Source organism: Pseudorhizobium halotolerans, from assembly GCF_902153235.2.
GTDB classification, from domain to species: Bacteria; Pseudomonadota; Alphaproteobacteria; order Rhizobiales; family Rhizobiaceae; genus Neorhizobium; species Neorhizobium flavum.
In genome coordinates this window covers 760,859-778,372 of the sequence record NZ_CABFWE030000011.1, presented here as the reverse complement: position 1 = coordinate 778,372, position 17,514 = coordinate 760,859, and the positions used below count along the sequence as shown (strand labels likewise).

Genomic DNA, 17,514 nt, shown 5'->3' with positions numbered 1-17,514 from the left:
GACGCGGGGTGGAGCAGCCCGGTAGCTCGTCAGGCTCATAACCTGAAGGCCGCAGGTTCAAATCCTGCCCCCGCAACCAAAGATCCCGCGACAACCGACAAGAGCCCCCTCCGCGGGGCTTTTCGCGCTTCTGGGCGCGACGAACCTGTCGTATCAGCGCGGAGTGCTGCGAAAGGACGATGTTGGCCAAGAGCCTGGGCGTTGATCACAGTCTGCGCGATTCTGCATCGTTCGCGACCGCGTCTCTCGGCCTCGGCCTGCCTGGAGAGATGCCGGTGTATGGACGGACCGCAATGGATTGCATCGGAACTGGCCGCAGCCTCGAAGTCGCCTATTGGTCTATGATAAGGATCATCACGTAACTGCCATAGCCGCATCCCCCTCCGATCGCGGCGCGTGGGCGGCATTCATCAGGCGATCCTGTTCGGGCTCGTCGAAGCCGAGAAGCCCGCCGTGGCGGTTTTGCCGGACGCGGTTGACGTGATCGCGTGGGCTGAGGCCGATGGTCCGCTTGAACATTCTGGAGAAATAATAGGGATCGGCATATCCGACCTCCGCCGCCGCCTCAGCCACGGGCAGACCCGCCTCCAGAAAGTGCATGGCGCGTTCCATCCGCTTGAACTCCTGATACTTCCTGGGCGTTCGCCCGACGCGCTTCTTGAACTCACGCAGGAAATAGTCGGGATTGAAGGGGGAAGCGCTGATCGCCTTGGCAGCGATCTCGCCATCGAGGGGATTGGCCGCGATCATGGTCGCGGCCTTGACGACGGCAAGATCCAATGCATCGGCTCCCTCCGTCTGGTATGCGGCGCGGTCACGCCAGCCCAGGAACGCGTCCTCGATGTAGGCAATCAGCAGATACATGAAGAGATGGTGCTGGCTGAGGGTGACGGAGGAGGGCGGAGCACTTTGCCGGTAATGGCGCACGAGCGGCTCGACGAGCGGCCACCGACTGAGGCGCACCTTGGGCTGAAGATCCATCTGCGAGATCAGATCATGTCGCCCATAGATATCCAGCGTGAAATGCTGCGCGATCCCGGTATAGGTGACGGTCCCCTCGTTCCAACCCTGGAAGCGCTGCCCCCGGCTGATCAGCATCGCATCTCCCGGCTCCATGGTCATGCGATGCCCGTCGATCAGGTATTCTCCTTGTCCTTCGAGGCAGATCACCAGATCGTCGACCGGATTGATCTTGTCGATCCTCCAGGTTTTTGAATGCTCCATCCGAATGGTGGCACGGGTCATGGTCAAGGTCAAAGCCGTGGCAGGGATGCTGGCCAGGATGCCGCCTTCGATTTCGTCCATCTTTTTCCCCATCTTTGTTTATTTATTCTGGCGGAGAATTGGGGTCTAGTCACCGGTGCAATGCTCGGAGGAGCGAATTTCGATCTGGGAGGAGATCAGAAGGTGGTTGCCGGACGTGGATGTCCTGTTGCCCCTGCTGGTCCGGGAGCCATGATTTGTACGAAAACGTGAATCATTGCACCGCCGCGCGAAGCATCTCAGGATGGTCGCGATGAGGGGACAGCGGCTGCTGGGATACGGATATCTGACGCCATACGTGATCGGCCTGGTGGTGTTCACGGCGGTGCCGTTCCTGACCTCCTTCTATCTCAGCTTCACGAAATATGACCTGATGAACGCACCGAACTGGACCGGTTGGTCCAACTACGAGCGTCTGTTCACGAGAGACCGGACCTTCATCAAGTCCCTGAACGTGACGCTGATCTATGTATTCCTGACGGTGCCCCTGAAGCTTGCCTTTGCGCTCTTCATCGCCGCAATCCTGAACTACAAGCTGAAGTTCATCAACCTGTTCCGCACGGCCTTCTACGTGCCTTCCATCCTCGGCGGGTCGATCGCCATCGCGGTCCTGTGGCGCTACCTGTTTGCGAGCGAGGGACTTGTGAATATGGCGCTGGCCGGCCTCGGGCTTGCCCCGGTGGACTGGTTCGGCGATCCCACGAATGCGCTCTTCACGATCACCCTGCTGCGCTGCTGGCAGTTCGGTTCCGCGATGGTGATCTTCCTTGCGGCCCTTCAGTCCATCGATAAGTCGCTTTACGAGGCAGCGGCCATCGACGGCGCCGCAAAGGTGACGACCTTCATCTTCATCACCCTGCCCCTGCTGACGCCGGTCATCTTCTTCAACCTGGTGATGCAGATGGTCCAGGCGTTCCAGGAGTTCAACGGCCCTTACATCATCACCCAAGGCGGACCCCTGAAGTCCACATATCTTCTCCCGCTCTACATCTATGAGGAGGCGTTCAAGAAGTTCAACATGGGCTACGCCTCGGCGATTGCCTGGGTGCTCTTCGTCATCATCATGGCCCTGACCCTCGTCGCCTTCTGGTCCTCCAGGAAGTGGGTCTATTACGCTGGCGACAAGAGGAGCTGACCATGGCCGATGTCCAACTGAACAAGGCAGCCGTCGACGCCTCCGACGAAACGGCGGCAATGCGTCGTGCAAGATGGGATCTCATCTCCGCGACCATTCGCTACGCGCTCCTGTTCGCAGTCGGGTTCCTGATGCTCTATCCGCTGATCTGGCTGGTCGGCGCGAGCTTCAAGACCAATTCGGAGATCTTCTCAGGCGCCGGCTTTCTGCCGGAAAGCCCGACGCTGGATGGCTACGTGAAGGGCTGGCAGACGTCGACGCCCTATACCTTCGGCCGCTTCTTCTGGAACTCGTTCCTGATCATCCTTCCCAAGGTGATCGGCACGGCCATTTCCTGCACCATGGCCGCTTACGCCTTCGCCCGCTTCGACTTCCCGTTCAAGAAGGTCCTGTTCGGCTCGGTCATTGCGGTCCTTTTGCTGCCGAACGTGGTCACCCGCATTCCGCAATACATCCTGTTTCGCGACCTCGGCTGGCTCGATACCTTCCTGCCGTTGTGGGTGCCTTCGGCGCTCGCCGGCGATGCATTCTTCGTCTTCATGCTGGTTCAGTTTTTGCGGTCGCTCCCCCGGGACATGGAGGAGGCAGCGCGTGTCGATGGCGCCAACAGTCTGCAGACGCTCGTGTTCATCGTCGTGCCGATGCTCGCCCCGGCGTTGATTTCAGTCTGCCTCTTTCAGTTCATGTGGACGATGAACGACTTCCTCGGCCCGCTGATCTACATCTCCTCGGTCGACAAATACCCGGTGAGCCTCGCTCTCAAGCTCTCCATAGATACAACCGAAGCCTTCGAATGGAACCGCATCCTGGCGATGTCGGTCCTGACGATCACTCCTGCACTGGTCGTCTTCTTTGCCGCCCAGCGGTACTTCATCGAAGGCATTTCTGCCGGAGGTAGGAAAGGCTGACATGGCACGCGTTCAATTGCGAAACCTCGAGAAGATCTACGGCGGCACGCTGAAGGCCGTCCACGGCATCAACCTCGACATCAGGGACGGCGAGTTCATGGTCCTGGTGGGACCTTCGGGGTGCGCCAAGTCGACGACGCTTCGGATGATCGCGGGGCTGGAGGAGATCAGCGGCGGCGAGATCATCATTGGCGACCGCCGCGTCAATGATCTGCCTCCGGCCAAGCGCTCAATCGCCATGGTGTTCCAGAACTACGCGCTTTATCCGCACATGAAGGTGAGGGGAAACCTCGCCTTTGGCCTCCGGATCACCGGTCGGCCTCGCGCCGAGATCGACGTGGCGATCGAGCAGGTCGCGCGCATCCTGGAGATCGAGCCGCTGCTGGACCGGCTGCCAAAGCAGTTGTCGGGCGGGCAAGCGCAGCGCGTTGCTCTGGGGCGAGCCCTGATCAAGAAGCCCGGCGTATTCCTGTTCGACGAACCCCTTTCCAACCTTGACGCGAAGCTTCGCGCCTCCATGCGTGTCCGCATCACGGATCTGCACCGGGAGCTCAAGGCGGAGGGTCTGTCGTCTACCGTTGTTTACGTCACCCATGATCAGACGGAAGCAATGACGATGGGAGACAGGATCTGCGTCATGGAGTCGGGTCGCATCATGCAGGTGGCGACGCCGAAGGAGCTCTACAACAATCCCGCCAATCTGTTCGTTGCCGGCTTCATCGGGATGCCGGAGATGAACCTCATGGACGGCGCGATGGAGGGCGGCGATTTCGTCGTGGGCAGTCAAAGATTGCCGATGGGCGGCGAACTGGCCGGGCGTCTGTCGGTGCGGCCGCAACAGGTCGTACTGGGCATCCGGCCTCAGCACCTTTCCCTGGCGGACGGTGGACCGGCGTTGAAAGCGCGACTGACCAATGCGGAGTTCATGGGCCACGAAGTCTATCTCCATGCCGACTGTGAAGGACACCGCCTGGTCAGTGTGGTGGGAGCCTCGGAATTCGAAGACATCGGAGCGAGGGAGTTTATCCACCTCCGTCCCGATTTCGACAGCCTGCATATTTTCGACAAATCCGACGGCCGCAACGTCTCGCTGCGAGGAGGCAGCCTGGCGGCCTGAACCAAAGGAGGAAAGCATGTTCAATCGTAGAGTCTCATCAGTGCTCGCAAGCACAGCGATCATCACCCTCAGCCTCACGACCATGGCAACGGCCGCTGACTTGCGGATGTCATGGTGGGGTGGCGAGAGCCGGCACGTCGCAACCCAAAAAGCGCTGGAGGCCTGTGGCGCTAAACATGGGCATAGTGTGAAAGGCGAGTTTACCGGCTTCGATGGCTACCTTGAGAAGCTGACGACGCAGATGGCTGGCCGTACGGAGGCCGATATCGTCCAGGTGAACTGGCCGTGGCTGCCATTGTTCTCCAAGAATGGCGACGGGTTCGCCGATCTGCGAGACTTGAAGTCCCTGGATCTGTCGAACTGGACGGATGCAGAGCTCGAGTCGGGCTCCATGAACGATGTCCTGCAGGGAATTCCGGTCTCGACCACGGGACGTGTCTTCTTCTTCAATACCACGACGTTCGAGAAGGCAGGCGTAGCCATACCGACGACTTGGGATGAGCTTTTAACGGCCACGAAGGCGGTCAAGGAGAAGCTCGGCAACGACCACTACACCTTCAACGCTGTGAAGGAGACGGCCCAGCTGGTAACCACGATGGTCGTCGTGCAGAGGACGGGCAAGGACATGGTTGATGCGGAGGCGAACCGCGTCGCCTGGACGCCAGAAGAGTTGGCCGAGGGCATAGATTTCCTGGGGACCTTGGTAACCGAAGGCGTAATGCGATCACAGAAGGAGGAGGCGGCGGATGGCAACGTCAACCTCTTTGAAAAGCCTGAATGGGCTGACGGTCGGATCGCCGGTTCCTACGAGTGGGACTCCACATTCGAGAAATACTCTGCGCCCCTGAAGGAGGGGCAGGTCTTGAAGCCTTTCCCGCTGCTCAAGGTGGAAGGTGCCGTGACCGACGGGATTTATAGGAAACCCTCGATGGTTTTCTCGATCTCCAAGCACTCGAAGGATAGTGAGGCCGCAGCCCAGATCCTCAACTGCCTGCTGAACGAGCCGGAAGGTATCGGTGCTCTCGGTACCACTCGAGGCATCCCGGGTTCCAAAGCGGCATCCGCGCGGCTGGGGGACGAGGGTGATGCCGAAGTCCGCGAGGCGAACGCCATCGTCATGGCATCGTCCGGCCCGACCGTCTCGCCGTTCAACGAGAACCCCGAAATCCGCGGCATCTTCCTCGATACGCTCGAAGAATACGCCTACGGGCAGCTGGATGCGCAGCAGGCTGCAGAACAGATCATCGACGGCGTAAACGACGTTCTGGCGGAATTCGACTGAACACTAAATCGCCCGCCGCGTGAGCGGCGGGCCTCTTCAGAGACGAGAGCATGACGAACCCTGACACCGTTGCGGTTTCCGCGAGGATGGCCGCAATACGAATTCCCGTGCCCGGTGCACGCTACTATCTGCCCGACCCGGTGTCGTGGCGTCTTCGCGCGACGAGCGGCGACAACCTTGTCTCGGAGGGTCGGACCGACAAGGCGGTCACGCTCCTGGACATGTTGAGCCCCGGCACCGACTACCTGCTTGAGGTCGAAGGTCTGGGGGCATTGAAGTTCCGAACGAGGGAGTGCAGCGGGCTCGTCGAGGCGGCGGACTATGGGCTTCTTCCGGATGTTTCGGCGGAGGACACTGCTGCGGCGCTGAGAAACGCCGATGCGTTGCAGGCTGCGATTGCCGAGCTACCCGTTGGCGGCACCTTGCGAATTGGTCCCGGCCGATGGACGGCGCTGCCGGTCACCTTGCGGTCCGACATGACCCTCCACCTGGCGGAGGGTGCGGAACTGCGCTCACCCAGCAGCCGCGACAGCTGGTCTGTTTTCCCCGCTCGGGACGATGCTGGACATTTGCTCGGCAGCTGGGAGGGAGAGCCGGCTGCCTGCTTCGCCGCGCCCTTGCATGCCATCGGGGCGAGGCGACTGGTCCTGGAGGGAAAAGGCATCCTGGATGGCGCGGGCAATGCGGGCGACTGGTGGGGCTGGCCGAAGGAAACCCGTGACGGTGCCCGCCGCGCCCGCGGCCTTCATCTTATAGACTGTTCCGACGTCACATTGTTTGGCTTCACAATCCGTAACGCGCCGTCCTGGACAATTCATCCACAAGGCTGCCACCGACTGGTCGCGGCGTGCCTGTCGATAGAGGCGCCGCACGACAGCCCGAATACCGACGGCTTCAACCCCGAGGGATCGTCAGAGATTCGGGTCGAAGGGGTGCGGTTCACGGTGGGAGACGATTGCATAGCCATAAAGGCCGGCAAGCGAGGGCCATGTGGGGAAGCGGCGCATCTGCGCGAGACGCGCGACGTGCGGATTCGGCACTGCCTCATGGAACGGGGCCACGGCGGAGTGGTCATCGGATCGGAGATGTCCGGAGGGGTGCACGATGTCCTGGTCGAGGATTGTGAAATGATCGGCACGGACCGTGGGCTGCGCCTCAAGACAAGGCGCGGCCGGGGCGGCTCCGTCTCGGGCATCACGATGAGGCGGGTCCGGATGGAGGGTGTTCTGACGGCATTTTCCGCCAATGCTCATTACCACTGCGATCCGGACGGACATGACGAGTGGGTGCAATCGCGGCAGCCCGCAGCGCTCGACGAAGGAACGCCTGAGATAGATGGCATCGCCGTGGAAGATATCGATCTCCACGAAGTCGGGCATGCCGTGGGTGCCTTTCTCGGCCTGCCGGAAGCGCCGATCCGCAATGTTTCCATCTGCAACCTGCGTCTCCATTCATTCGACCCGGAAGCTGCACCCGCGCCTCCCATCATGGCAGACGGCGTGCAGGCGATGCGTCACGAAATGATTGTGTACGAACACGCGCACGTCGAGTGTGACGACCCCACCCTCCTGTCGCCGTCAAGGCTTTCGGTCTCCAACTTCCAGGCTGCATCATGATGTACAAGGACTATTTCGACCACTTCTGCCAGCGGTACGACCCCTACAAGGACGGCGCCTGGTGCTATGAGGACGGCTGCATCTATCGCGGCTTGATGCTTCTCTACCAGTCAAGCGGCGAGCCGCGCTGGCTTGACCACCTGATGAGGATGGTCCCGCGACAGGTCCAGGACGATGGTGCGTTGGTTGGGTATGATCCCCGCGAATTCAACATAGACAATATTCTGCCCGGCCGTGTTCTCCTTTTCCTCGATCGGGAGACGAAGGACGCGCGCTACATGGCCGCGGCCCGGCGGCTGATCGGCCAGTTGGATGATCATCCGCGGCTCCTCGCCGGCAACTACTGGCACAAGGCGCGTTATCCGCATCAGGTCTGGCTTGATGGCCTCTACATGGCGCTTCCTTTCCAGGTTGAATACGCACTTGCCGCCAACGAACAGCCGCGCATTACCGATGCCCTCCAGCAGCTGGCGACGGCTCTTGTCCTTACCGCGGCTCCAGGCGGGCTGCATGTCCACGGGTATGACGAGAGCCGGCAGCAGGCCTGGGCCGACAAGGAGACCGGAAAGTCTCCCGCAGTATGGGCGAGAGCCATGGGCTGGATGGTTATGACCCTGGTCGATGTCCTGGCCGTTCTGCCCAACGACGCGGCGACCAAGGTTTTGCGGAAGCGAACGCGCTCCGTGCTGCTTGCCATCCTGCAGCACCAACAGGAATCAGGGCTCTGGCTCCAGGTTCTCGATACGCCGGACCTCGTCGGCAACTATGAAGAGACCTCCGCATCGGCAATGTTTGCCTACGCATCCCTCGCGGCGTGCCGCCTCCAGCTTCTGGCACCGGAGGAGACCAGGCGTCTTGAGAACAGCGCACGCCGAGCGCTTGATGCACTTCTTGGGACGCGCCTCCTGGAAGAGGACGGTTTGATACGGCTTACCGGGATCTGCCAAGTTGCGGGTTTGGGGGCACTCTCCGGGCCTTATCGCGATGGCACGCCCGCATACTACCTTTCCGAGCCAGTTGTAGCCGATGATGCGAAGGGGGTGGGGCCGCTTATGATGGCGGTCGCCGAGCTTGAGCTTGCCGCAGCGGCTGCAGGCGGCCACACGATCGCTTCGGGGAGCAGACGGTAGGCCGGGTCATCTCAGGAGAAATCCTCGTTTACCTTTTCAACGCTTAGTTAGTTTAACCTGCGCCCGGAAGCTTCCTCGAACACATGAACAGCGTCCAAATTTGGACGCACGTGGATCAGATCGCCAACGCTGATGGTGGTGTCACGAGGAAACTCCACCGTGAGCATGCGTGCGTCGCCAGTCTCGAGATAACCGTAAGTCTGGCTATCCCATCGCTCAGCAACAGCAAGTTTCCCGCCGAACCAGGCGTCCTCGGGATTACAGACGACCAGATCCTCGGGTCTGACTCCGACGGTTGCCGCTTCGGCTCGCAAGTCCTGTGCGACTGCACCCCTCAGGGTGATGCTCCGATCCTTCAGCCGGACGGCGACCTCCTCACCATGGCTTGCGAGTTCCGCGGAGAAAGTATTCATCGTCGGGCTGCCGATGAAGCGGGCAACAAAGAGGCTGGCGGGACGGCGGTAGAGCTCCAGCGGCGGACCGATCTGTTCAATTCGCCCGGCATTCAGCACCACAATCCGATCCGCAAGCGTCATTGCCTCGACCTGGTCGTGAGTGACGTAGACTGTGGTGGCCTTCATGCGATTATGAAGCTTGGCGATCTCCAGGCGCATTTCGACCCGCAGCGCCGCATCGAGATTTGAAAGTAGCTCGTCGAAGAGGAACGCGGATGGCTCCCTCACGATGGCGCGGCCCATGGCGACGCGTTGGCGCTGGCCGCCGGAAAGCTGGGCAGGCCGCCGAAGTTCCGGCTATCAGAAGATGCCGGCTATGCTGCTCCACAGGAAGTGGCGCCGCACAGGGCCGCTCCGTCGCAGTCCGCCGCAATGCGAGTTGCAGCTCATGGGTAGACGCGTTGATCTGGGGGCCGGGCACGGCTGCCGACGGCGGGGAGGCCGTGCTGGAAGGCGGATTTCATCGGCGAGTCATTAGAGATGGTCTCTGTCTGCGCTCGCTTGGAACTCGTTCGTTGCACCGCTGAAGTCCCTTAGATTGGTCCCTCTGCTTCTCTGCCATAAGCGGATCACGTCGCCAGCTCAGGCAGAGCACAGGCCTCGTTGGAGCCTCTGCGAGGAGGGGCCTAAGTGCAGATGAAGCCACAAGACTAGATCAGCGTCTGGTCCACCGAATCGTCTCCGACCCTGCTATCTGGCGTGCTCTACCTATCGTTTGTTTGACGCTCGCCACTTGGCAAAATCCTCCGCATGCACGTCCTTCGTGCAAGGGTAAAGCCCAATGATAGCTGCGCCCTCTTTGACTCGCTCCACCACGAAGTCTTCGTAGGCAGTCATTTCAACTGCTTCGTCGGCCACTTCTGCGGCAATGTCCTGAGGAATGACGATCACGCTGTCATCGTCGCCAACGAGGATATCGCCGGGAAAAACTGGGACGTCTCCGCAGCCGATCGGGACGTTGAGGTCCAGCGCCTCGTGCAACGTCAGATTGGTCGGGCTGGAAGGCCGGGTGTGATAGGCGGGAATATCCAGCTCACCGATTGTGGCGGCATCGCGGAAGCCGCCATCGGTGACAACACCGGCCACACCGCGCATCATCAGGCGTGTGACGAGGATGTCGCCCGCCGACGCAGCGCGCGGATCCTTGCGGCTGTCCATCACCAGCACATGCCCCTTGGGACAAGTCTCGATCGCGACGCGCTGCGGATGGGTCGGCTTGCGGAACTCGCTCAACTGGTTGCGGTCTTCACGGGCGGGGATGTAGCGGAGCGTGTAGGCGGGCCCTACCATGTTGCGGCCCTTCTGCGCAACGGGACGTACATCCTGAATAACCTGATTTCTTAGACCCCGCTTATAGAGCGCGGTGGCAAGCGTGGCGACGGAGACGCCCATCAGTTTCTGCCGCAGTTCCTCGTTCATGATAGTCCCCTTCTTGATTATCTGGGAAAGCTTTGCTGTTCTCCGCGCCGCCCCGAGCTATGGAATCAGGTCAGCGCGTTGCGTGCTATGAAGTGGTCAAGCTTGGCTTGCTGCGAAGCCGTTAGCGGCCATGCCGCCGGCGGGCGGGTCGGCCCGCAGTCGCGGCCAAGCGCCATCAGCGCTGCCTTGACGCCCGTGACATTGGTGCCATTCATCTCCTCGGCCCGAACCTCTTCGAACGCCTTCATCTCCGAGATCAGGCGGTTGGCCTCGGAATAGTCGCTTGCTTCGAGTGCCGAGTGGATCTGAAGGGAGCGTTCCGGCCAGACATTGATGAGGCCGGAGGTGAAGCCCCTCGCACCCACTGCGTAGAAGGCCGGGGCCCAAACTTCCGCAAGTCCACCGACCCACACAATGGTTGGATCGCAAGCGGCCTTGGCTTCCGCGAGCTTGAGCGGGTTTGGTGTCGCCCATTTCACGCCCTTCACCCCCTCTACCGCGCATAGTTCAGCAATCGCCGCCGTCCCTATGGCGTCGTTGCGAAGATAGAGCATCATGGGAAGCCCGGCGGCGTCCGCCACGGCCTTCAGATAATCGACGATACCGCGCGGAGCCACGAAAGGATCCGGGGGCTGGTGTATCATCAGCGCTGCGGCGCCGGCGTCTGCTGACACCTTTGCGAGGCGGCATGCGTCACGCACGCTGCGCCCCACGCCGGCAAGGAGCGGAGCGCGGCCGTTGACGATGCCGGACACCTCCCTGACCATGGTGCAAGCTTCATCCGTGGTCAGCGAATAGAATTCGCCGGTATTGCCGTTGACAACCGGCATGTGCAGCCCTGCTTCCAGGGCACGATCCACGATGGGAACAAGACGCTGCGGCGCAAGCTCGCCATCGCTATCCAAAGGCGTGACCAGGATGCCTGAAATGCCGGTCAGCGCCTGTTCAAGAGAATGAGCCATGATCATGCGCCTTCAGAAGATGGAGGGTTCGGCCGTTGCGCCACCGAACTGGCGCTCCAGAAAGTCGAAGTCGCAGCCTTTGTCGGCTTGGGTGACATGGCGGGAAAATAGATACCCGTAACCGCGATCGTACCGCGGAGGGGGCGCGATCCAGGCGCTTCGGCGCCGGGCAAGTTCTTCTTCCGGCACCAGCATGTCTAGCCGCCGGTTTGGAAGGTCGAGCCGGACACGATCACCGGTATTCAAAAGCGCCAAAGGACCGCCAATATACGATTCCGGTGCGACATGCAGCACGCAGGCGCCGTAGGAGGTGCCGGACATGCGTGCGTCGGAAATGCGCAGCATGTCGCGGTGTCCCTGCTTGATCAGCGCCTTCGGGATAGGCAGCATTCCCCATTCGGGGAAACCGGGGCCACCTTGGGGGCCGGCGTTGCGCAGAACCAGCACGTGGTCCGGCGTGACGTCCAGATTCTCGTCGTCGATGGCCTTCTTCATCTCGGGATAGCTGTCGAAGACAAGGGCGGGCCCTTCGTGGAGATGAAACTTGGGATCGCATGCCGCCGGTTTGATCACGGCACCGTCAGGGCACAAATTGCCCCTGAGCACTGCGAGTGATCCCTCGTGATAAACGGGATTGGACAGAGGGCGGATGACATCCTCGTTATAGACCTGTGCGCCCTGCAGGTTTTCGCCGAGCGTGCGGCCTGAAACTGTCATACAGGAGACGTCCAGCCTGCTCTCTATCTGTTTCATCAATGCCGCAAGGCCACCGGCATAGTAGAAGTCCTCCATGAGATAATCCTTTCCGGAGGGCCTCACATTCGCAATCAGAGGTGTCGACCGGCCCAGTTCATCCAGATGGTCGAGGCTAAGATCGACGCCCGCGCGCCGCGACATGGCGATCAGATGAACGACGGCATTGGTCGAACACCCGGTCGCCATGGCAACAATGGCGGCATTGCGAATTGCTTCCTCGGTCACGATCTTGTCAGGTGTAAGGTCCTCCCACACCATCTCCACAATTCGGCGTCCGCAGGATGCGGACATACGCACATGACCTGAGTCGACTGCGGGGATGGAGGATGCACCGGCGAAGGAGAGGCCCATAGCCTCGGCAATCGCGGTCATCGTCGAGGCGGTGCCCATGGTCATGCAGACGCCGGCGGAACGGGCAATCCCGCCCTGGAGGCCCACCCATTCCGCATCCGTCACGTTTCCGGCTCGCCGCTCGTCCCAGTATTTCCAAGCATCCGACCCCGAGCCCAGGATCTTGCCGGCATAGTTGCCACGAAGCATCGGGCCGGCGGGAAGGAATATCATCGGCACTCCCGCAGACAGTGCCCCCATGATCAAGCCGGGTGTGGTCTTGTCGCAGCCGCCCATCAGCACGACGCCGTCGAGCGGGTGGGAGCGGATCATCTCCTCCACCTCCATGGCGAGCATGTTGCGGTAGAGCATGGAAGTTGGTTTGGTGAAGCTCTCGTCAACCGAGAGAGATGGCATTTCGACGGCGAAGCCGCCAGCCTGAGCGACGCCCCGTTTCACGTCCTTGACGCGTTCCGGAAAGTGTCCGTGGCAAGAGTTCAATTCGGACCAGGTGTTGAGGATGCCGATGACCGGCTTCCCCATGAAATCCTCTTCTGAATAGCCGAGTTGCATGAGGCGCGAGCGGTGGCCGAAGCTGCGCAGATCATCTGGCGCGAACCAGCGCGATGAGCGCAAGGTGTCGGGAGTTTTGCGGACTTTGTCTTTCATGTCGCTTCCTCAGTTTCCTCTGGATGTATGCGCATACATTTTGGACTGTCAAGAAGGGATGTCGGCGTGAGTGTCTTAATAAAATTAGCCGACAGCGGCTACTTGACAACGCGGAACTGAAGAGGGCAACACTATGAATGCGCATTCATTGCGCCCGCGAAGTGAACGGGAGGATCATCGTTCACCACAATGAGATAGTTCGCGTAACGCGAATAAGGAGGAGATTTTCAGATGTTTACACGCAGGACACTATTGGCGGCCGTTAGTGTCGCGACATTAGTGGCGCATCCTATTGTAGCGGCTGCGCAGGAACTGCCTCGCAATATCCGGATGGTGATTGGATCGACCTCGACCGGCGGCGACACCTATCAGAATGCGGCACTGGTTGCTGATGCGCTTTCCCAGCACCTCGGAGTCAACGTCAAGGTAGATCCAGTCGGCACCAGTGAAGGCCTCAAGGCGCTCGGTCGCGACAAGCGCGGCACGACGATCATGCTCCATCATGATCAGGTCTATCTGTCTTACCTGTACGGCGTGCCGGGCAACGAAGATCCGTTTGCAAACTACTCCATCGGGCCAACCGTTGCGATCAATCCGGGCGATGCGTTCCTGGTCCCAGCGGATTCGCCCTACAAGACCATGGAGGACGTCTTCAAAGCTGCCGAAGAAGGCAAGCAGATCCGGGTTGCCATTCAGCCGGGCGGCGTCTCCGAGATCGGATTCACTGCCATGCGCAATGCAGCCAAAACGCGTGCACCCGGCTCGGAGAAAAACTTCGTTCCGGTCAATACCGGATCTCAAGCCGACAAGAACCAAGCTATGTGGGACGGGTTGGCCGATCTGATCAACGGTTCGATCCAGGCAAACGAGCAGTTTACCCAGTTGTCAGGCGACGACGCAAAGGCCATGCGCTTCATCTGGATAACCGCACGGCCCCAGACACTCGAGCAGGCGCCCGAACAGGGCATGGGCAATACGACTCGCGACCAGTTCCTGCAATATGCGAGCCCCAAGACCAGTGTAACACTGGACGGGGAGAAGGACTTCGCCTTCGATAAGGAGTTCTTCCTGATCTACAACAAGGAGATGGATCCCGCGCAGATGGAGGCCATCGACAAGGCGCTGGCTGAAATCTACGAGAAGGGCGATCTGGAGAAGCGGCAGAAGGAAGCCTTCTTCATTCCAAACTACCTGCCGCAGGCTGAGGCTCAGGCGCATCTGAGCGAGAAGAGCAAGACGATCGGCGGCCTAATCGAGCAGCTCAAGACTGAATAACGATCTCATGCGTGCCCCGGCCGGCGGTGCCGGCCGGGAAAGTTATGCCTCACTAGAACTGGAAACGGCCATGGGCGGATTGACCAAAGTCGAGATCGACTTCGCGACCTCGCATCTGATTTTCCCTACGCTGATCGGCATCGTTCTGCTGATCCTCGGCGTGGCAATCGTCGTCACACGCCGTCGTGAGATTTTGGGCGCCGGGTCCATGTGGCGCGACACGTTTATCCGCATGGACAAGACGCGGTTCTTCGGCGCCCTGGTGCTGACGGTACTCTATTTCGTCCTGATGGTTCCGGTGGGGGACCTTTGGCCAAATACCGGCATGGGTTTCCTGCTGTGCTCCATTCCTTTCGTGGCCTTAAGCGGCATCCTGTTCACCCATGATCGTCGCCTGTCCCGACTTGTTCCGCTGCTGATTGTCGCCGTCATCGCGCCGCTGCTGACCTGGTGGCTCCTCAGCGAAATCTTCTTCCTGACGCTCCCGTAAGCAGAGGTCTCTTGGATCATGGATGTCTTTGAACTGATCACACCGCTCTTCGTGGCGCTGGTCGTAGGCGGAACTTTTGTAGGACTGATCTTTGGGGCCATCCCTGGGATGACCGCGACCATGGCGGTGGCAGTCTGCCTGCCGCTGACCTACTCACTGGGCCTGGAAAACGGTTTGGCGCTGTTGTTGGGTTTGTACGTTGGCGGAATATCGGGCGGCTTGGTACCCGCCGTACTTCTGGGAATTCCCGGCACCCCGTCATCGATCGCCACCTGTTTCGACGCCTATCCCATGGCGCAACGGGGAGAAGGGGAAAAAGCACTGCGCATCAGCATCATTGCGTCGCTCGTGGGCGGGATGCTGTCGCTGATTGCGCTCTATTTCTTTGCCCCGCTGCTTGCGGATTTCGCTATCCGGTTCTCCTATGTGGAAAAGTTCCTGATCATTCTGTTTGCCCTGACAGTCATGGGTGCTCTGTCTAGCAACCTGCTTCTCGGCATCTTTTCCGGTTTCCTCGGCATCTTTGTCAGCCTTGTCGGTGTCTATGATGTCACCGACGGCGGAAATGGGCACTTTCGACTGATCCCGCCGGGGACGGAATACTGGCTGGAAGGTGGATTCTCGCTGCTGCCCGTCCTGATTGCACTTTTCGGTGTGAGTGCCATCCTCGAGGAAGCCGAAACCGGAATGCCTCAGAGCATGTCCGTCAAAGAGATCAAAGTAGGCAAGAGCTCGCGCTTTTCCTTGTCCCTCTTCAAAGGCCAGATTCGCAATCTCCTTCAGTCCTCCGCGATTGGCACCTTTGTCGGAATCCTGCCAGGCGTCGGGGGGTCGGCCGCATCCATCCTCTCCTATACGGCGGCAAAGACCACGTCGCGTCACCCCGAGGAGTACGGCAAGGGCTCCGCTGAGGGCATCATTGCGACCGAGGCGGGAAACAACGCGCTAACCGGCGGCGCCCTCGTCCCACTCTTGTCGCTCGGAATTCCGGGCGACTCTACCACAGCACTCCTGGTGGGCGCTTTCGCACTCCAGGGCATTCAGGTCGGTCCATTGTTCATCGGCAACAATCCGGGAACCTGGAATGCAATGATGATCGCCATGATTCTCGCCAACCTCGCGATGTTCGTGATGATGTATTTTGCCATCCGCTGGTTCGCCATGGTGGTGGCGGTTCCCAAGCACATCCTCTATCCGGTCATTCTCATGATGTGCGTGATCGGCGCCTATACGATCAACTACGGCATCATGTTCGACGTGTGGACGGTACTCATCTTCGGTGTGCTCGGCTGGATCTTCGTCAAGCTGAAGATCGAGGTTGCGCCCTTCATCATCGGCTTCATTCTTGGCCCGTCGGCAGAAATTTACTTCGTCAAGAGCCTTGAGTCGTTTGGAGACATCTCAATCTTCTTCACGAAAAGCTGGATTGCGGTAATCCTGTGGCTTCTGATAGCAGCTTCGCTGGTAGCCTCGGCTGTACTCGCGAGGAAAGCGAAGCAGCTAGAGACATTGGCGCAGCCAGGGGTTTGATTGAGGCATGGGCAGCCGCGAGGGCCAAGAACGCGTAGCTGGCAGGCGAACTGCCCGGGTAAGTGGCGGCAGTGTAACCATGGCCGACGTCGGGCGCCTTGCCGGGGTCTCGCAGGTGACGGTCTCGCGTGCGCTCTCTGACCCCTCGATGGTCTCTGCGGAAACGCTGAAGCGTATCCAGGATGCCATCCGTGTCACCGGCTATGTGCCGAATGCGCTGGCCGGTGCGCTTGCCTCGAACAGGAGTAACCTGATCTCGGCACTTGTGCCCTCGGTGACCAATATCGTCTACGCCAGTATGCTCCATGCCTTCTCGAAGATCATGCGGGCGCGGGGTTACCAGTTGATGGTTGGCGAAACAGGATTCGATCCCGCCGAGGAAGAGGCCGTGGTCGCGACGCATTTGTCGCGGCGACCTGACGCGATGTTGTTGACGGGGATTCGCCACTCTCCAGCAGTCCGACGCATGCTGTTAAGCGCGGCCATACCAGTCGTGGAAGTCTGGGATATAACCGAGACTCCGATAGATTGCTGCGTAGGCTTCTCACATGTCGCCGCAGCCGCTGCCGCTGCCAATTATGCACATTCGCACGGCTACCGACGCGCCGCCGCCGTTACTGCTGGGGATGAGAGAGCGGCGCGCCGCCGTGATGCCTTTGTCGGACAATTTGAAGCGTTAAGCGGTACGCCAGTGGTGACTGTTGATTTTTCAGGGCATGCGTCGCTAGGTGGTGGGCGGCAGGCATTGGCGACCCTGATTGCCGATCATGGGTTCTCGGGCGGCGTCATATTCTGCAGCTCGGACCAGTTTGCCCAAGGGATCTTGGTTGAAGCGAAGGCTCGAGGTCTGGCGGTGCCAAGTGAGGTGGCAGTGATCGGATTTGGTGACCAGGAGTTTGCACCTCACACGGACCCACCGTTGACCAGCGTTAGAGTAGATCGGGAAAAGCTCGGAACTGCGGCTGCAGATGCGCTGCTGGCGCGTTTTGCCAAAACGACCATGACCAATCCCGTCACTGACATCGGATTCCAGATCATAGAACGCGAAACCTCTTAGGCTAGCTACGCTGCAATACCAGGCTACTAGGCTCGCTTTCGTTCAAAGCGGAGACGACCGTCGTTGGAGCGGCCGAGGCGCATACACTTTCCATTGAGTGCGTGACGCGGATAGAGCCTA

The 17,514-nt window shown here is 60.1% G+C and carries 14 protein-coding genes, 1 tRNA gene and 1 pseudogene; 11 read left to right on the top strand and 5 right to left on the bottom strand.

From position 1 onward, the window contains the following. Window positions 1-2 precede the first annotated feature (2 nt). Window positions 3-79: transfer RNA gene (locus FN060_RS18945), tRNA-Met, on the top strand. A 275-nt stretch (window positions 80-354) separates the two neighbouring features. Here FN060_RS18945 and FN060_RS18940 read toward each other — a convergent pair. Beyond that, window positions 355-1,305, bottom strand: coding sequence for an AraC family transcriptional regulator (locus tag FN060_RS18940; protein ID WP_052640144.1), 951 nt, complete (start codon window positions 1,303-1,305; stop codon window positions 355-357). 211 nt (window positions 1,306-1,516) lie between these two features. Between FN060_RS18940 and FN060_RS18935 the strand changes: the two genes are divergently transcribed. The 6 genes from FN060_RS18935 to FN060_RS18910 all read left to right on the top strand — a co-directional run bounded on the left by FN060_RS18935 (window position 1,517) and on the right by FN060_RS18910 (window position 8,451). Beyond that, entirely contained in the window at window positions 1,517-2,398 is an 882-nt protein-coding gene (locus FN060_RS18935) for a carbohydrate ABC transporter permease (RefSeq protein ID WP_142589546.1), read from the top strand. Window positions 2,399-2,400: 2 nt separating this feature from the next. Next, complete coding sequence (locus FN060_RS18930) at window positions 2,401-3,306, top strand: carbohydrate ABC transporter permease (RefSeq protein WP_425312187.1); 906 nt, start codon at window positions 2,401-2,403, stop codon at window positions 3,304-3,306. Between the two features lies 1 nt (window position 3,307). Next, window positions 3,308-4,423: an ABC transporter ATP-binding protein gene (locus FN060_RS18925; RefSeq protein ID WP_142589545.1), complete on the top strand. Its 1,116-nt coding sequence runs from the start codon at window positions 3,308-3,310 to the stop codon at window positions 4,421-4,423. A gap of 82 nt (window positions 4,424-4,505) precedes the next feature. After that, complete coding sequence (locus FN060_RS18920; RefSeq protein ID WP_425312196.1) at window positions 4,506-5,705, top strand: ABC transporter substrate-binding protein; 1,200 nt, start codon at window positions 4,506-4,508, stop codon at window positions 5,703-5,705. A gap of 50 nt (window positions 5,706-5,755) precedes the next feature. Then, the gene (gene pglA, locus FN060_RS18915) at window positions 5,756-7,321 is read left to right on the top strand and encodes a polygalacturonase PglA (RefSeq protein ID WP_142589543.1); all 1,566 of its coding nucleotides are present in this window, start codon (window positions 5,756-5,758) and stop codon (window positions 7,319-7,321) included. Then, window positions 7,318-8,451: a glycoside hydrolase family 88/105 protein gene (locus FN060_RS18910; protein ID WP_142589542.1), complete on the top strand. Its 1,134-nt coding sequence runs from the start codon at window positions 7,318-7,320 to the stop codon at window positions 8,449-8,451. The genes pglA and FN060_RS18910 overlap by 4 nt, the downstream gene beginning before the upstream one ends. 47 nt (window positions 8,452-8,498) lie before the next feature. Here the strand turns inward: FN060_RS18910 and FN060_RS18905 are convergent. The 4 genes and pseudogenes from FN060_RS18905 to araD form a co-directional block, all read right to left on the bottom strand. Continuing rightward, a pseudogene (locus tag FN060_RS18905) lies at window positions 8,499-9,194 on the bottom strand (ABC transporter ATP-binding protein); the annotation flags it as partial. Window positions 9,195-9,614: 420 nt separating this feature from the next. Then, window positions 9,615-10,325 (bottom strand): ribonuclease activity regulator RraA, encoded by a 711-nt coding sequence (locus tag FN060_RS18900; RefSeq protein WP_142589541.1) that lies wholly within the window; start codon window positions 10,323-10,325, stop codon window positions 9,615-9,617. A 65-nt stretch (window positions 10,326-10,390) separates the two neighbouring features. Then, the gene (locus FN060_RS18895; RefSeq protein WP_142589540.1) at window positions 10,391-11,287 is read right to left on the bottom strand and encodes a dihydrodipicolinate synthase family protein; all 897 of its coding nucleotides are present in this window, start codon (window positions 11,285-11,287) and stop codon (window positions 10,391-10,393) included. Window positions 11,288-11,299: 12 nt separating this feature from the next. Then, window positions 11,300-13,042: an L-arabinonate dehydratase gene (araD, locus tag FN060_RS18890; protein WP_142589539.1), complete on the bottom strand. Its 1,743-nt coding sequence runs from the start codon at window positions 13,040-13,042 to the stop codon at window positions 11,300-11,302. Window positions 13,043-13,273: 231 nt separating this feature from the next. Between araD and FN060_RS18885 the strand changes: the two genes are divergently transcribed. The 4 genes from FN060_RS18885 (at window position 13,274) to FN060_RS18870 (ending at window position 17,394) form a co-directional block, all read left to right on the top strand. Beyond that, on the top strand, window positions 13,274-14,317 hold the full coding sequence (locus FN060_RS18885; protein WP_210310715.1) for a type 2 periplasmic-binding domain-containing protein: 1,044 nt from the start codon (window positions 13,274-13,276) through the stop codon (window positions 14,315-14,317). Between the two features lie 70 nt (window positions 14,318-14,387). After that, a complete protein-coding gene (locus FN060_RS18880; RefSeq protein WP_183949808.1) occupies window positions 14,388-14,807 on the top strand; it encodes a tripartite tricarboxylate transporter TctB family protein in 420 nt (139 codons plus the stop codon). 18 nt (window positions 14,808-14,825) lie between these two features. Continuing rightward, the gene (locus tag FN060_RS18875; RefSeq protein ID WP_142589537.1) at window positions 14,826-16,337 is read left to right on the top strand and encodes a tripartite tricarboxylate transporter permease; all 1,512 of its coding nucleotides are present in this window, start codon (window positions 14,826-14,828) and stop codon (window positions 16,335-16,337) included. Window positions 16,338-16,416: 79 nt separating this feature from the next. Then, a complete protein-coding gene (locus FN060_RS18870; protein ID WP_142589536.1) occupies window positions 16,417-17,394 on the top strand; it encodes a LacI family DNA-binding transcriptional regulator in 978 nt (325 codons plus the stop codon). Window positions 17,395-17,514: the final 120 nt, after the last annotated feature.

Bases quoted from the DNA above. Each gene is read 5' to 3' on its own strand.
- FN060_RS18940 (WP_052640144.1), bottom strand. From the start codon at position 1,305: ATGGACGAAATCGAAGGCGGCATCCTGGCCAGCATCCCTGCCACGGCT.
- FN060_RS18935 (WP_142589546.1), top strand. From the start codon at position 1,517: ATGAGGGGACAGCGGCTGCTGGGATACGGATATCTGACGCCATACGTG.
- FN060_RS18930 (WP_425312187.1), top strand. From the start codon at position 2,401: ATGGCCGATGTCCAACTGAACAAGGCAGCCGTCGACGCCTCCGACGAA.
- FN060_RS18925 (WP_142589545.1), top strand. From the start codon at position 3,308: ATGGCACGCGTTCAATTGCGAAACCTCGAGAAGATCTACGGCGGCACG.
- FN060_RS18920 (WP_425312196.1), top strand. From the start codon at position 4,506: ATGGCAACGGCCGCTGACTTGCGGATGTCATGGTGGGGTGGCGAGAGC.
- pglA (WP_142589543.1), top strand. From the start codon at position 5,756: ATGACGAACCCTGACACCGTTGCGGTTTCCGCGAGGATGGCCGCAATA.
- FN060_RS18910 (WP_142589542.1), top strand. From the start codon at position 7,318: ATGATGTACAAGGACTATTTCGACCACTTCTGCCAGCGGTACGACCCC.
- FN060_RS18900 (WP_142589541.1), bottom strand. From the start codon at position 10,325: ATGAACGAGGAACTGCGGCAGAAACTGATGGGCGTCTCCGTCGCCACG.
- FN060_RS18895 (WP_142589540.1), bottom strand. From the start codon at position 11,287: ATGGCTCATTCTCTTGAACAGGCGCTGACCGGCATTTCAGGCATCCTG.
- araD (WP_142589539.1), bottom strand. From the start codon at position 13,042: ATGAAAGACAAAGTCCGCAAAACTCCCGACACCTTGCGCTCATCGCGC.
- FN060_RS18885 (WP_210310715.1), top strand. From the start codon at position 13,274: ATGTTTACACGCAGGACACTATTGGCGGCCGTTAGTGTCGCGACATTA.
- FN060_RS18880 (WP_183949808.1), top strand. From the start codon at position 14,388: ATGGGCGGATTGACCAAAGTCGAGATCGACTTCGCGACCTCGCATCTG.
- FN060_RS18875 (WP_142589537.1), top strand. From the start codon at position 14,826: ATGGATGTCTTTGAACTGATCACACCGCTCTTCGTGGCGCTGGTCGTA.
- FN060_RS18870 (WP_142589536.1), top strand. From the start codon at position 16,417: ATGGCCGACGTCGGGCGCCTTGCCGGGGTCTCGCAGGTGACGGTCTCG.